Source organism: Methylobacterium sp. J-077, from assembly GCF_022829365.1.
Taxonomy (GTDB): domain Bacteria; phylum Pseudomonadota; class Alphaproteobacteria; order Rhizobiales; family Beijerinckiaceae; genus Methylobacterium.
Window position 1 is genome coordinate 89478 of the sequence record NZ_JAKSYJ010000230.1, and the last position, 13260, is coordinate 102737.

15 protein-coding genes and 1 pseudogene are annotated in these 13260 nt (G+C 73.3%); 5 read left to right on the forward strand and 11 right to left on the reverse strand.

What is annotated here, in order from left to right; genetic code table 11:
* Positions 1-20: 20 nt before the first annotated feature.
* The 4 genes from MKL11_RS29160 to MKL11_RS29175 form a co-directional block, all read right to left on the reverse strand.
* Positions 21-224, reverse strand: a complete 204-nt coding sequence (locus tag MKL11_RS29160; protein WP_243950126.1) for a hypothetical protein — start codon at positions 222-224, stop codon at positions 21-23.
* On the reverse strand, positions 221-550 hold the full coding sequence (locus tag MKL11_RS29165; RefSeq protein WP_243950128.1) for a hypothetical protein: 330 nt from the start codon (positions 548-550) through the stop codon (positions 221-223). Before MKL11_RS29165 ends, MKL11_RS29160 begins: the two co-directional genes overlap by 4 nt.
* A gap of 224 nt (positions 551-774) precedes the next feature.
* The gene (locus MKL11_RS29170; RefSeq protein WP_243950130.1) at positions 775-1302 is read right to left on the reverse strand and encodes a hypothetical protein; all 528 of its coding nucleotides are present in this window, start codon (positions 1300-1302) and stop codon (positions 775-777) included.
* Positions 1299-1850, reverse strand: a complete 552-nt coding sequence (locus tag MKL11_RS29175; protein ID WP_243950132.1) for a phage tail tip lysozyme — start codon at positions 1848-1850, stop codon at positions 1299-1301. The genes MKL11_RS29170 and MKL11_RS29175 overlap by 4 nt, the downstream gene beginning before the upstream one ends.
* A 44-nt stretch (positions 1851-1894) precedes the next feature.
* Here MKL11_RS29175 and MKL11_RS29180 point away from each other — a divergent pair, with 44 nt between their 5' ends.
* Positions 1895-2458, forward strand: a complete 564-nt coding sequence (locus tag MKL11_RS29180; RefSeq protein WP_243950134.1) for a GDSL-type esterase/lipase family protein — start codon at positions 1895-1897, stop codon at positions 2456-2458.
* 306 nt (positions 2459-2764) lie between these two features.
* On the opposite strand, the gene MKL11_RS29185 is transcribed toward MKL11_RS29180, so the two are convergent.
* Positions 2765-4021, reverse strand: a complete 1257-nt coding sequence (locus tag MKL11_RS29185) for a DUF2793 domain-containing protein (protein WP_243950136.1) — start codon at positions 4019-4021, stop codon at positions 2765-2767.
* Between MKL11_RS29185 and MKL11_RS29190 the strand changes: the two genes are divergently transcribed.
* Positions 4008-4169 (forward strand): hypothetical protein, encoded by a 162-nt coding sequence (locus tag MKL11_RS29190; RefSeq protein ID WP_243950138.1) that lies wholly within the window; start codon positions 4008-4010, stop codon positions 4167-4169. The genes MKL11_RS29185 and MKL11_RS29190 overlap by 14 nt on opposite strands.
* A 30-nt stretch (positions 4170-4199) precedes the next feature.
* Here MKL11_RS29190 and MKL11_RS29195 read toward each other — a convergent pair whose 3' ends face one another.
* A complete protein-coding gene (locus tag MKL11_RS29195; RefSeq protein WP_243950140.1) occupies positions 4200-8096 on the reverse strand; it encodes a glycoside hydrolase/phage tail family protein in 3897 nt (1298 codons plus the stop codon).
* Between the two features lie 83 nt (positions 8097-8179).
* Between MKL11_RS29195 and MKL11_RS29200 the strand changes: the two genes are divergently transcribed.
* Positions 8180-8533, forward strand: a complete 354-nt coding sequence (locus tag MKL11_RS29200) for a type II toxin-antitoxin system RelE/ParE family toxin (protein WP_243950142.1) — start codon at positions 8180-8182, stop codon at positions 8531-8533.
* Positions 8530-8811 (forward strand): helix-turn-helix domain-containing protein, encoded by a 282-nt coding sequence (locus MKL11_RS29205; protein WP_243950144.1) that lies wholly within the window; start codon positions 8530-8532, stop codon positions 8809-8811. The genes MKL11_RS29200 and MKL11_RS29205 overlap by 4 nt, the downstream gene beginning before the upstream one ends.
* Before the next feature lie 121 nt (positions 8812-8932).
* Here the strand turns inward: MKL11_RS29205 and MKL11_RS29210 are convergent, their stop codons facing one another.
* From MKL11_RS29210 to MKL11_RS29220, 3 genes are all read right to left on the reverse strand, one after another.
* Positions 8933-9463: an NlpC/P60 family protein gene (locus MKL11_RS29210; RefSeq protein ID WP_243950146.1), complete on the reverse strand. Its 531-nt coding sequence runs from the start codon at positions 9461-9463 to the stop codon at positions 8933-8935.
* Positions 9460-10335, reverse strand: coding sequence for a DUF2163 domain-containing protein (locus MKL11_RS29215; RefSeq protein WP_243950226.1), 876 nt, complete (start codon positions 10333-10335; stop codon positions 9460-9462). Before MKL11_RS29215 ends, MKL11_RS29210 begins: the two co-directional genes overlap by 4 nt.
* A 211-nt stretch (positions 10336-10546) precedes the next feature.
* Positions 10547-11188, reverse strand: coding sequence for a DUF2460 domain-containing protein (locus tag MKL11_RS29220; protein WP_243950148.1), 642 nt, complete (start codon positions 11186-11188; stop codon positions 10547-10549).
* 240 nt (positions 11189-11428) lie between these two features.
* On the opposite strand from MKL11_RS29220, the gene MKL11_RS29225 reads away from it, so the two are divergent.
* Complete coding sequence (locus tag MKL11_RS29225) at positions 11429-12337, forward strand: TauD/TfdA dioxygenase family protein (protein WP_243950150.1); 909 nt, start codon at positions 11429-11431, stop codon at positions 12335-12337.
* A 13-nt stretch (positions 12338-12350) separates the two neighbouring features.
* Here the strand turns inward: MKL11_RS29225 and MKL11_RS29230 are convergent, their stop codons facing one another.
* A complete protein-coding gene (locus tag MKL11_RS29230; protein ID WP_243950152.1) occupies positions 12351-12926 on the reverse strand; it encodes a phage tail tape measure protein in 576 nt (191 codons plus the stop codon).
* A 101-nt stretch (positions 12927-13027) separates the two neighbouring features.
* Positions 13028-13201: pseudogene (locus MKL11_RS29235) on the reverse strand (phage tail assembly chaperone); the annotation flags it as partial.
* Positions 13202-13260: the final 59 nt, after the last annotated feature.

Below are 13260 nucleotides of genomic sequence, written 5' to 3' on the forward strand. Positions count from 1 at the left end.
GCACAGGCGATGGTGGGGGTCTAGCGATCGTCGCGGCATCCGGCCGGCGGCGGCGGCCGGACCAAGCTCGCCGGCGCGGCCGCGCGGGCGGCCAGGACGGCATCGATCGACCAGGGCCGCGCCCCGACTTGCGCGCCGAGCAGGAGCGTGATCGCGATCGCGGCGGCCCCGGACAGGGCCAGCCAGATCCGGTCGAGGATCCGGTCCCAATGCAGGCTCATCATGGGCCTCCCGTAAGCAGTGTCCAGAACGCCCGCAGGGCGGGCATGCGCTCGACCAGCCACGCGATCTGGTCCGAGAACCAGTGCGCGGCAGCCGCCGCGGTGACGAAGGCGAACAGGAGCGCGTGCTTGAGACGCCGGAGGTAGCGGCGCAGCACCCGCCGCTCGACATGCGCGTCCACGAGCTCGTCGAGGACGGCCAAGCGCGGCTCGGTCTGGCGGGCGACGTAGGCCTGCCAGAACGGCGGGAAGCGGATCGTCCGCGCCCGACCGGCGGGGTCGGACGCGTCCTCGGGCGGATGGCCGGGGGCATGACGGGCCGCGTTCATGGCTACTTCCCCCGGCACAGAACATTGCCAGCCTCGCACCAAGCTGTGCGCAGGGCTCGACGCGCTCCCTCTCCCGTGCGGGAGAGGGTTGGGGTGAGGGACCCGCCCTATCCGGAAGAACCTGTCCCCTCACCCTGTGCCTCTCCCGCACGGGAGAGGGGACCCGCGCATCGTCCGGCATCGTGGGAAGTCGGCCGCTCGCGGGCGGAGAGCGCCGAAGGCCGTCAGGCGCGATGCGCCGCGTCCCGGTCGCGCAGCTCCTTCAGCGCCGGCGCGAGGACGTTGCCGGCGCTGGCCTGCGGGTCGAGGGGCAGGGCCCGGAAGATCCGGGCAGCGACGCCCTCGGCGCCGCCCGCCTTCCGGACGACATGGGCCGGGGCGGTCGCCAGGACGTGCCGAGCACCCGCAGCCACCACCGCGGAGCCGAGATCGACGTTCACGGTCCGGCCCCGGGCGGCGCCGGCCACGGCGTTCTGGCCGTACTCGGCCCCGGCCCGGATCGCCGCCTCGACCCGCTCCCGGGTCAGCAGCGACGCCGCCCAGGGCGCGACCCGGGCGATGCCGGCGGTCACGGCCGCCGCGGCGAGCGGCACCAGCACCGCCGAGACCGGCTGCAGCAGGCCGACCAGCCAGTCGCCCCAGGGGATCGCGACGCCAGCGACCGGCGCGGCGGCGAGCGCTGGGGATACGAGAGCGACGAACGGGATCGCAGCGCCGGCGAGCGCCAGCCCGGCGCGGAAGAGGTGCGTCATGATCGATCTCCGATGTCGTGCGCACGGCGGACCCGGCCGGCTCGGGATTCGGGGGCTTGCGGCGCGGGCGCGCCGTCGCGCAGGGCGGCGAGCGCCCGGCGGGCCCAGTCCAGCCGGCTCGCCAGGGCGACCACGCCGGGCCGCTCGAAGAACCGGCACACGGTCTCGGTGGCGGTCTCGAGGGTCGGGGCCTGCCGCAAGGCGGCGAGCGCCGCCGCCTCGGTGGTGCGCAGCTCCGTGCAGAGGTAGCGGTATTGGGCCTCTGGGGCCGCCGGATCGAGGGCGCGGGCCCGGCACCACGCCTCCATGGCCACGCGCCGGGGGCCGGTCCATTGCGCCAGCCCCCAGCCGCCCCGGGACCCGGCCACCACCGGGGCGACCTCCTGGAGCTGACGGAACCCGCCGCTCTCGTGGCCGAGATTGCCCAGAAGGCCGGCGGCCTGGAGATCGGTGAGGCCGAGATCGCGCATCAGGCGCGGCCCGAGGCTCCGGCACCCGGCCGCGAAGGCGTCGCCCGGCCCCCGGGCCTGGGCGGTGGTTGCGGGCATGGGGGTTCTCCGGGCAGGGTCCGCGCGACGCGGACGGGGGGCACGTGGGACACGGACAGGACCGGCCGCTGGTGTTCATCGGCGATTCGATCACCGCAGGCTGGGGCCTTACCCGGGCCGAGATCTTCGCGCGGCACGGCTTCGTCGCCCGGGGCGTGCCGGGCCAGACGAGCGGGCAGATCCGCGCCCGGTTCCTGCGGGACGCGGAAGGCGCCCGGGGCATCCACCTGCTGTGCGGGATCAACGACATCGCCGAGATCGGCGGCCCGGTCCCGGACGGGACGCTCCGGGACAACATCGCCGCCATGGCGCGGCTCGCCTTCGAGGCCGGGCTGCCCCTCTGGATCGGCACCGTCATGCCGAGCGACTTCTGGGGATGGCGCCCGGAGCTGCGGCCGGTGGCGCGCATCCGCGCCCTGAACCGCTGGATCCGCGGCCATTGCGCCGCCAGCGCCGCCGCACTGATCGACTATCACGCGCCGCTCGCCACCCCGGCAGGCGCGCTGCGGCCAGCGTTCACCGAGGACGGCATCCATCTGAACGAAGCCGGCTACGCGGCGATCGAGCCGACGATGCTGGCAGCGTTGGCACCGGGAAATAATGGGTGAGGCAGGGCTGACGGACCGACAGGCCTATCGCGACGGCGACGTTTCGCCTCTTACGCCCCCTACGACATTCACAAATCGGCTTGCACCGGACGCGACGCGCCCCCTCTCCCGTGCGGGAGAGGGTTGGGGTGGGGGATACGCGCGATCCGGAAAGCCCTCACCCTGTCCCTCTCCCGCACGGAAGAGGGGACCCGAGCCCCATCCAGAAAACCGGGGATCCGGCAGTTCGGCATGCCGGAAGCGCAGACGATGCCGGAGCGGCGGTGATGGGGCGGCTCAGCGAGAGGGGCGCGTCCGGAACCGCCCTCAAGATCCCAATCCCAACCAATACGCCGAGACATTCCCGGCGCCCGTGACCGTGCTGCCGGTCGTGCGGCGATTGCGGAGGGTGAATCCGGTGGCATTCACGTCGCTCACGTGACTCGCGTAAAGCGTCCCGGAATCCCGGGAGACCGGCTGCGCCCAGACGCCCAGGCAGGCATTGGGGAATGCCGTCGCGAACGAGACGGAAACATCCGCATCGGCGCCCGTAGCGAGCCCCCATTGCAGGATCAGCCCGTTGGCGAGCCGGGCATAGCCGTTCTGAGCGAGCGCCTGCGTGCCGAGTGCCAGGGGTGTCCCATCGGCGCGTTGGTAGTGGCGCACGCGCCACCGGCCGGCGCCGTCCGAGGTGGCCAGGCAGGTGTCGTCGGCGGCCGTGACGATGTCGGCGCGGGTCGGCAGCATGAGCTGCTCGGAATCGTGGACCAGGGTGGCGGCGCCGGCAAAGCGCAGGAGCCGCTCCCGGTCGGCGCCGGTGCCGAAGCGCGTGATCCGGGCCGTGCCGGTGACCAGCACCCGCCGGGTGCCGGCGCCGCCGAGATCCGTGGTCGCCGCCGAGGCCAGCACGGTCTCCGTGGAGGCGAAGTCGATCCCGCCCTTCGCCGCGGAGGCGGTGAGTGCCGTACTGAAGGCGGACCCATCCGGCGACACCTTCAGGGAAAAGTCGTCGCCGCCGAGGAGGCCCAGCAGGGCGCGGGCGGAATAGCCGGTCTGGAGGATCAGGCCGGCATCCCGGGAGGCGGCCTGCTTGTTGACCGCGATCCGCATGTCGCCGGAGCCCGGCGTGGTATCGTCCCAGGTGAGCAGGGCCGCGTCCGACTTGACCGCGAGGCGGTTGGTGGCATCCGCCCCGGTGTTGATGCCGAGCTGGCCGACGCTCTGGATCGCCGTGAGCGTCCGGCGGAAGCCGCCCCAGACGGTGCCGTCGAACACGTAGAGGTCGGCCTCGTCGATCACGTAGGCGAACCAGCCGGCCCGGGGCACCGCGCCGATCCAGACGCCGTCCGAATAGCGCACCACCTGGCCGGTGAGCCCGGCCCAGGCGCCCCCCGGGTTCGAGGCGGCCACGAGGTAGCGGTCGCCGTCGGCTGGGTTCTGGGGTGGCGCGGCGAGGTCCTTGTCCAGGCAGGCGAGCTGGACCAGGGCGTCGAGGACGCCGAGCGCCTCGTTGTGGGTGACGTGCTTCTGGGCCTGGCTCGCCGCGATCAGCGGCAGGCCGAGGCGGGGCGTGGCATCGGTCATCAAGGGCTCCGGAAGGCTTGCGGTGTCCGATCGGATCGCCCGGCCGGATGTGCTTTGCCGTCATCGCGAGCGCAGCGAAGCGACCCAGGGACGCGCCACGGTCTGGTATCGCGCGCTGCCCTGGGTTGCTTCGCTGCGCTCGCAATGACGGTGAGGGCTTCGTCGATGCGAGACGGGATCAGGCCGAGCGGACGGGGATGCGGGCGCGGCTGGCCGAGCCGGGGCCGGCCACGGCGCCGATCTGCGCCACGGCCACGTCGAGGCTGGTCTGCTTGCCGCCGAAATCGGCCGCCTCGTCGGCGTGGAGGATCTGCTGCGCTTCGGCCCGGATCAGGCGCAGGGGCGTGCCGGCACCGGAATAGACCGTGACCGCGTAGGCCTCCGGCTCGTCCAGCGGGATCTCGGCGGGCTCCCAGGCATCACCGTCCCGGCGTGCCCGGCGGATCCAGGAGAGCCGCACGCCCGAGGCCTCCCGGCGCGCCCGCAGATGGACCAGCCGCAGGGGACGCAAAGCCGCGAGCCCCGCCGTCGCGGTGAACTCCGAAAAGGCCGGATCGCCCGGGTCCCGGGCGGCCGGGCCGACCCGGTAGCGGAAGCCGCGGCCGACCTCGTCCAGGCGCTCGACCAGGGGCACCACCGCGCCGTCGTCGAGCCGCACGATCAGGCTGCCCGCCGGGGCGGACCGGCCGGCCGACGCTTCGCTGCCGGCGAGCCCGCGCAACAATCCCGAGAGCCGGTAGGTGTCGGGGCCGATCAGCACCGCGTTGGCGGCGGAGAGCAGCTCCACCGCGCCGTCCGGCCCGATCAGCGCGAACAGGTTGCCGCCGCCGAGCATGGCGGCCTCGCCGATGGAACCGAGGGCTCCGCCCCGTCGCAGGGTGACGTCGAGCGGAACGCCCCGCTGCAGCCGCCAGAGCGGCCCGGCGGGCAGGTCGGTCAGGGTCAGCCCGAGGCAGGCCGGGTAGTCGACGAGGCCGTGCAGGGCGAGCGGCCCGGTCCCTTCCGCGCGCCAGACGGCCGCCTCCCCGGGCCAGGGCTCGGCCGCCACGACGAGGTATTGCAGCACCGTCGGGCTGCCGCGGTCCACCGGCAGGTCGAGCACCACGGCGAAGGGCGGTCCCGGGAAGGCCGGTGTCGAGCCGGCCGGCAGGGCTTGGCTGCGGGGCAGGCCGCGCGCGGGCCCGCCCCGGGGCGGCACGCCGCTCGCCTCGATCCGCCGTCCGGTGGGCGCGTCGTCGATCCGGTCGATCCTGCGCAAAACCGTCCCACCCGGCACGTCGGCCGGCACCGCCAGCAGGTCGCCGGGCTCCAGCTCCAGCCGGCGCGGGCTTAAAGAGAAGACCGCGCTGTCCCGGGCCGCGATGACCCGGTCGAGCATCGCCTCGGCCAGGTCGTCGCCGGTCTCCCGGCGGGTGACGATCGCCGCCTCGATCCGGACCTCGCGCCGCCGCTCGCCCACCGGGCGGATCGCGGCAGCCGCGGCGCGGCGGTAATCCGGGCTCTCGGATTCGGTGAGCCCGAGCTCGACCGAGCGCGGCAGGGCGCTCTCCTCGGCCCGGACCTGACGCAGGACCGGTTTGTCCTCGGACAGCCTGACGAGGTCGGCTTCGGCCAGCACCACCGGCCTGTCGCGGCGGGGCCCGCGCAGGTGCAGGGTGCCGGCCACCGCCGAGACGTCGAGGCCGTAGACCTGCGCCAGGGTCTCCAGGGCGCCGCGCGCCGAGAGCGGCCGGTCGACGACGTAGCCGTCGAGGAAGGCGGCGGCCTCCACGGCGACCGGCGCGTCGAAGCCGAAATCGGCCAGGATCTTCAGGACCAGCAGGTCGAGATCGCAGCCCTCGATCCGTCCCGTGATCCAATGCCCGACCCGCCAGTTGGCGGTGTCGGCCCAGACCGCCTGCACGGCCGGGAAGGCCGGGTAGGGCCGCGCGTCCCAGGACCAGACGAAGATCGATCCCGGATCGACCATCCGGCCGCCATAGACCGGCGAGACCGGGTTGTCGGCCTCCGAGAAGCCCGCGGCCGCCGGATCGAACCGGGCGATCACCGCCTCGACGCCCCGCAGCTGGATCAGCTCGTCGCGCAAGGCCCGGGATTGCGGCGGGTAGGCGCCCTCGGCCGATTTCGGATCGGGGAAGACGTTGGGGCCGTTCGTGCCCTTGTCCACCGCCGGCACCCCGACCTCGGTGAGCCAGATCGGCTTGCCCTCGGGCACCCAGGCGGTGGCGCGGGTCTCGAGCCCGCCGTCGCGCTCGACATGGGGGTTCGACCACCAGCCGACCAGGTCCTTGGGCCGGAAGACCCACGGCTTACCAGCGGCGCCGTCCTGGATCGGCAGGCGCGCCTGCGCCGCCCGCCCGGCCGCGTCGGCGTAGTACCAGTCGTACGCCTCGCCCGAGGCGCCGCGTGCCTTCAGGTAGGCGCGGTCGGTGATGTCCCCCGAGACCGCGAGGTCGGCATGGTCCGGCGTGTCCCGCCAGTCGGAGAGGGGCGGATACCAGTCGATCCCGACCGCGCCGATGTTCGGGTCGGCAAACAGGTCGTCGAGGGGAAACCGGATCGTGGCGCCGCCGTCGCGGACATGGGCGCCGTACTCGGTCCAGTCCGCCCCGTAGACCAGCGTCACGCCGGCGCCCAAGCGGGACCGCAGCTCCGCGGCGAGGGTCTTGAACGCCTGCACGGCCGGGTAGCCAGCGGCGGCGCGGACCCGGGTGAGGCCGACGAACTCGCTGCCGATGACGAAGCCGGCGATCCGCACGCCCCGCGCCGCCCATTGCGCCGCGAGGCCGGCGTAATGCAGCACCTCCGTGCGGTAGCCGCCCCCAAAGAAGCTTTGGATCTGCGCCTCCGCGGCGTCGGTGCCGTCCGGGCTCCCAGAGACGCCCGGGGCTGGGTCGCAGGTGATGCGCCCGCGCCAGGGATAGGGCGGCTGGGTCGCGCCGGGCACGCGGGGATCGGGCAGGCCGTTGCCGGCCGGCACGTCCATCATCACGAACGGGTAGAGCAGCACCTCCAGGCCGCGGGCGACGAGATCGGCCACCAGCCGGGCCAGCCCGGCATCCGACGGGGTGCCGCCATAGGCGGGCGTGCCGTCCGGCAGGGTCGAGACCATTTCGGCCCGCGCGCGCGTGATCCCGGCGACGCTCCAGGCCTCCGGCTTGGTGCGCTTGGCCCGGGTCTCGACCTTCGGCACCACCCGGCAGGATCCGGCGCGCAGGTCGGTGCCGAACCACGTCGCCACCACGGCGACCCGGCGCAGGTTCGGGCACAGGGCCTGGAGGGCGTCGAGGGAAGCGATGACGTCGGTGGTGCGCTGGAGCTGGTGCCGGTTCGCCGCCTGCGTCCGGCCGAGGCCGAGATCGACGGTGACGAGGTTCGGATCGAGGGCGAACTCGCCGGCCCCCGGGATCAGGTCGACGGCGCGGATCCGGTGGAACAGGCCGTTGACCGGGCGCACCACCTCGAAGGCGAACTGGGGCACGCGATTGCCGAACTCGGCGAGCGGCAGGTTCTCGAACACCACGTAGGCGAGGCCGCGATAGGCCGGGGCGTTCTCCGCCCCTTCCTTGGCGACGATCAGCGGGTCCGGCGCCTGGTCGGGGCCGCCGGTATGGACCCGCAGGGTGATCCCGACCTGATCGATCTCCCTGCCGTCCGCCCAGATGCGGCGGACCAGGGCGATCTCGCCCTCGCACAGGCCGACCGCGAGGTTGGCGTAGTAGGCGTAGCGGGTGCGCACGGTCTTCTGCCCGCCCGCGCCCTTGGAGGCGGAGGCCGCGCGCTCCACCGTCGTGTTGGCGACCTCCCGGGGGCGCGTCGCCCAGATCAGGCTGCCGCCGATCTTCGCCCGCCCGTAGACCCGCGGGATGGGGTCGCCCTCCGTGGAGGACAGGCCGGCCACGTCGGCGAGCCGCGGCCCCTCGACGAAGCGCGCGTGCCGCCCGGAGCCCGACAGCATCCCGTCGAGCCCCGCCCCCGCGGCCGCCCCGAGCACGCGCCCCACCACGGCCCCGATCGGCCCGCCCAGGGCGGTCCCCGCCGCCGCGCCCGCCGTCGACAGGATCAGGGTGGCCATGGCGGGCTCCGGAGTGGCAAGGCAACAGCGATTGCGAGGATATACAAATTTTTGTATGAGACGTGTCTGGGGCTTCGATGAGCTTGGGCGGTGTCGTGGTTGAGCGACCCAAAGGCGTGGTGTTTCGCGGGAGCGCGCTCGACGACCTGCGCGCCTTTCCCAGGGATGCGCGACGCGCCGCCGGACATCAGATCGACCGCGTTCAGTCCGGCCTTGATCCGGACGATTGGAAGCCGATGCCGACCCTCGGTTCGGGCGTCCGCGAGATCCGTATCAGGGAGCCGGATGGCGCGTTCCGGGTGATCTACGTGGCGAAATTCCCCGGCGCAGTGGTCGTCCTGCATTGCTTCCGCAAGACGACCCAAAAAACCGCTCTTGCCGATATCGCCACGGCCAAACGCCGCTACGCCGACTTCATGCAGGAGTTACAACGATGACCGAAAGACATTTCGACAGCGTCTGGGACGCGATCGAAGACACGCCGGCGGAGGCCGCGCATATGCGCATCCGCTCGCAGCTGATGATGGCCCTGCGCAATCACATCGAGCAATCCGGCCTGAACCAGTCCCAGGCGGCGAAGGTCTTGGGCGTCACGCAGCCGCGCGTCTCGGACCTGATGCGCGGCAAGATCGACCTGTTCGCGATCGACACGCTGGTCGCGATGCTCGCCGCGGCCGGACTCCAGGTTGAGCTGCGCATCGCCGCGGCGGCCTGATCGGCTTGATGCGGTTTGCGATCGAAGTGCTCGCCACTACCTCCACCGTCATCGCGAGCGCAGCGAAGCGACCCAGGGCAGCGCGCGATCCCAGACCGTAGCGTTTCACTGGGTCGCTTCGCTACGCTCGCGATGACGGCGTGGAACGACCTGAGTTGCGCGCGATAAGCGTCAAGCTCACCGTGGCGACGGGCTCCCCGTAAGGATCCTCCGGGAACCGGAACACCCCCGTCAGGTGCCGCCGCCACCAGGCGGTGAGTGCCACCTCGGCCACGGCGGCGTGGTCGTGGGCGTGGATCATGGCGCCGTCGCCGGTGGCGATGGCGCAGTGGCGAGCCGGGAGATGGGACCGGGAGGCGAAGAGCAGCACGTCGCCCGGTCCTGGCATCGGGCCGTCCACCGGCACGAGGTGGCGCGCCGCCGCGGCGGTGAGCGGGTCGGTGCCCGGCGCGGCGGATTCCGCCCAGGTGGCGGCATAGGGCGGCACCTTTTCCGGCTCGGCCCCGTAGAGTCCGCGCCAGACCCCGCGCAGCAGCCCGAGGCAGTCGCAGCCGACGCCGCGCAGGGACGCCTGGTGCCGGTAGGGCGTGCCGAGCCACAGCCGCGCCTCGCCGAGCGCGGCCACGCCGATGTCGCGCCGCATCGCGCTCATCGGAACAGGCTCCCGCCGTCGAGGACGGGCTCCGAGCCCGGCACCGCCCGCATCACCGCGTCGTTGCCGGGCATGTGCGGAAAGCCCTGGAAGTTGACAGCGTTGGCGAAGCGGTCCCGGCAGGTAGCGAGCCGCTTGTCGCAGCCGGCGGTGAGGCTGAACGCATCCCCGGGCGCCACCGGCCGGGGCGGCGGCACCCACAATTCGAGGAGCGTGCCGAGCTGGAGCCGCACATCCGCCGCGAGCCCGGCATTGGCGCCCGTACTCCAGGTGAGCGCTCCGCCGGTGAACAGCCCGTCCGGGAAGCCGCCAGCTAGGGTCACCGCGAGGGTCGCAGGTTCGGGCAGGCCAGCGACCAGGCCGGTGGTGCGCCAACCCGCGAGGTCGACCCGGCAGCGGGCGTCACCGAGATCGGCCCCGCAGGTGGCCCGGAAGGTGCGGCCGCGCTCGGCGCCGAGCCGGTGGGCGAGGCCGCGCAGCTCCGCCACGAAGGCATCGCCCTCGCGCCGCACCTCGCCGATCGTGCCGACATCGAGCAGCAGGCGGGTCTCGGGGTTCGACCAGTCGACCAGCCAAGTCTCCACCGCAGCGCCGTCGTACAGGCCGCCCGCGATGTCGGCCTCGGTCAGCCCGAGGGCGCTCAGCGCCCCGGCGACGTCGCCTCCGGAGACCGCGAAGCCGGATTCGGACGCGGCCTCGGCGGCCTCCAGCCCGGTGCGGGCGGCGTGGATCAGGCCTGCGAGGGTCAGGTCGCGGTCATGGTCGGTGAAGCCCAGCGCCACGCCGTCCCGCCGGCGCAGGGACCAGCAGCGGCACAGGGTGGTGACGCCGCCCGCGAGATGGGCCGCGAAGGCACTCGGGATATCGCGCATCATCAATCCTCACGTCACCTCAGCTACCCAGGTTTGTGGCGCGACAGCTTTTGCAGAGCTCGACGCCCCCCCTCTCCCGTGCGGGAGAGGGCTGGGGTGAGGGATCAGGTCCTTCCGGAGAGGTCGCACCCCTCACCCTGTCCCTCTCCCGCACGGGAGAGGGGATCCGCGCCCTTTCGCAGCCAATTAGGCGATCCGAAATCTGCGTCGCTCACGGCACGATCTCGACGAGGGGTACCTTCGGGATCTCGCCCGCCGTGAAGGCCGCGAGGTCGATGGTGAGGTCGTCGGTGTCGAAGCGGACCGGCACGTCGAAGGCGAAGCCCGCCGTGACGGCTGCCCCCGCCGGCGGGACGTGGCCGGTCGCGAAAGTCACGAGCCCCGTGGCCGGGTCGCAGGCGAAGGCGTCGGCACCGATCTCCCAGCCGGCAACCGCCACCCGGACGCTGCCGGAAACCGGCTTGGCGATGCGCCGGCGATAGGGCGCGAAGCCGGACCCGTAGGTCTTGGCCAGCGGGAAGGAGGCGGTGGCGCCGTCGCCGGTGCCGAGCGGCTGGTCGAGGGGGCCGATCGCCCGGCCGGGCGGGCCGGAGCGGAAATCGACCCGGTCGCGGTAGCGGAAGCCGTAGAGACGGCCGCGCCGCTCCTCGAAGAAGGCCAGCACCGCGTGGAGCGCATCGAGCCCGCGCACCCCGAACCCGGCATCGTAGCGGCGCCGCGAATCGGCCCAGCGGCCGTTGCGGTGCTCGCGGCCCGAGGCCAGCGTGACGATCTCGGTGAGCCGCTGCGGGCCGCCGCTGCCGCGCAGCGACACGTCGAGGGGAAACAGCACCTCGTGGAAGGCGTCGGCCATGGCGCGATGATCCCGGAGAGGGGGCCGGAGAAGGCACGTTCTCCCGGCCGCCACCGGCCGGGAAGAGTTTTTTTGGAACGGGCGAAACTTCGGAAACGCCGTTCATCGACAACCGGCCGCGACCGGGCGAAGATCATCGAAGACGACGGATGTTCCTGCGAAGATCTCGATCCCCGGTAGATCTTAGAAGATCTTTCCGGGGAGGCGGGCGTCGTCGACGATCCACCGAGGAGCCTTACGATGAGCGCCGTCCCGCAGCCGCTGCACCCCACCCTCGACATCCGCCGGGTCGCCGGCCGAATCGGCGCGGAGATCCGCGGCGTCGCGCTCTCGGGCGATCTCGACGCCGCGACGGTGGCGGCGATCCGCCAGGCCCTGGTCACCCACAAGGTGGTGTTCTTCCGCGACCAGAACCTCGACGAAGCGGGCCAGGAGGCGTTCGGCCGGCGGCTGGGCGACCTCGTCCCGCACCCGACCGTGCCGTCGCTGGCCGGCACCGCGGGAATCCTCGACCTCGACGGCAGCCGGGGCGAGCGGGCGAGTTCCTGGCACACGGACGTGACCTTCGTTCCGGCCTATCCGGCGATCTCGATCCTGCGGGCCGTGACTCTGCCGGCCTATGGCGGCGACACCCTCTGGGCCAACACCGCGGCGGCCTATGCGGAGCTGCCCGAGCCTCTGCGCGACCTCGCCGACCGGCTCTGGGCGCTGCATTCCAACGTCTACGATTACGTCGGCGGGCGCGTGAACGCCTCGGAGGCCGGCCGCCAGCGCTACACCGAGGTGTTCACCCGGACCGTCTACGAGACCGAACACCCGCTGGTGCACGTGCATCCGGAGACGGGCGAGCGTTCGCTGATCGTCGGGCAGTTCATCCAGCGCCTCCTCGGGCTCACGACCTCGGATTCGCAGCACCTGCTGGCGATCTTCACCGACCACGCGACCCGGCCCGAGAACACGGTGCGCTGGTCCTGGCGGCTGGGCGACGTGGCGATCTGGGACAACCGCGCGACCGTCCACCGGGCGGTGGACGATTACGGCGACCAGCCCCGGGTGGTCCGCCGCGTCACGATCGAGGGCGTCCCCCCGGTCGGCGTCGACGGACGCCGCAGCCGGGCTCGCGAGGCGGCGGCCAGCAAGGCGGCGTGAGGGGCGCAGCAGATCACGTCGCCCGCTGCCCCCGCGCCACCGCGCGGGCAAGGCTTGCGGTGACCTGCGCCTCGGAGCGGCGGAAGGCGCCGGGGTCGGGGGTGGCGATGTTGACCGTCACCGAGACCGGCCGGGGGGCAGCGCCGGCCGCGACGCCGAGGCGGCCGTCCGGGCCGCGGTTGAGCGGCAGGATCGCCTCGGGGCCGGCCTCGCCCATCAGGCCGGCGCCGCCGGCCATCGGGAAATAGGTCGGCGCAGCCACCACACCGCCGGTCGCGAAGGGCTGGACCCGGCCGCCTCGGAACAATCCGCCCCGGGCGAAGCCGGTCTCGCTGCCGGCGCCGGCCCCGAGCACGGCGTTGACCAGTCCGGTGATGCCGGAGCGGATCGGGCCGGTGGCCGCCCGGGCCGCCGCGCCGGCGAGCTTGCTGCCGATCGTGCCCAGCACGCCGTCGAGGCTGCGCCCGGAGGCGGCGCCCCGGGTGAGCGCCGAATCCAGGCTGCGGCCAAAATTCTTGGCGAGCTGGTCGAGGATCTCCAGCTGCTTGATCCGGGCAGCGTCCTGCGGATCGGGATCGGCGTCGATCATCGGCTGGGCCTCATCGATCGGTCCTGCAGCACAGCGCCGAGGACTGGGATCCCAAAGGGCTCAGCCCTTTGGCGGGATGTCGGGGCGGAGCCCGACGCGGCTCAGGTGCTCGGGCCCGAGTCCGGATAGGCGGCGAGCAGGCGCTCGAACGCGTCGCGGCTCAGCGGCTCCGGGCCGCGGCGGCGGCCGAGGGCGGCGGCGAATTCCCGGGGCGTCGCCGCCCAGAAGGCGGCCGGGCTCCAGGCGAGCGCCCCGAGGCCCAGGGCCAGGGCGTCGTCCCACGGGAAACCCGGGGCGTCACGGGTCGAGGTCGGAGCCGGCGCCGCCCGGTCAG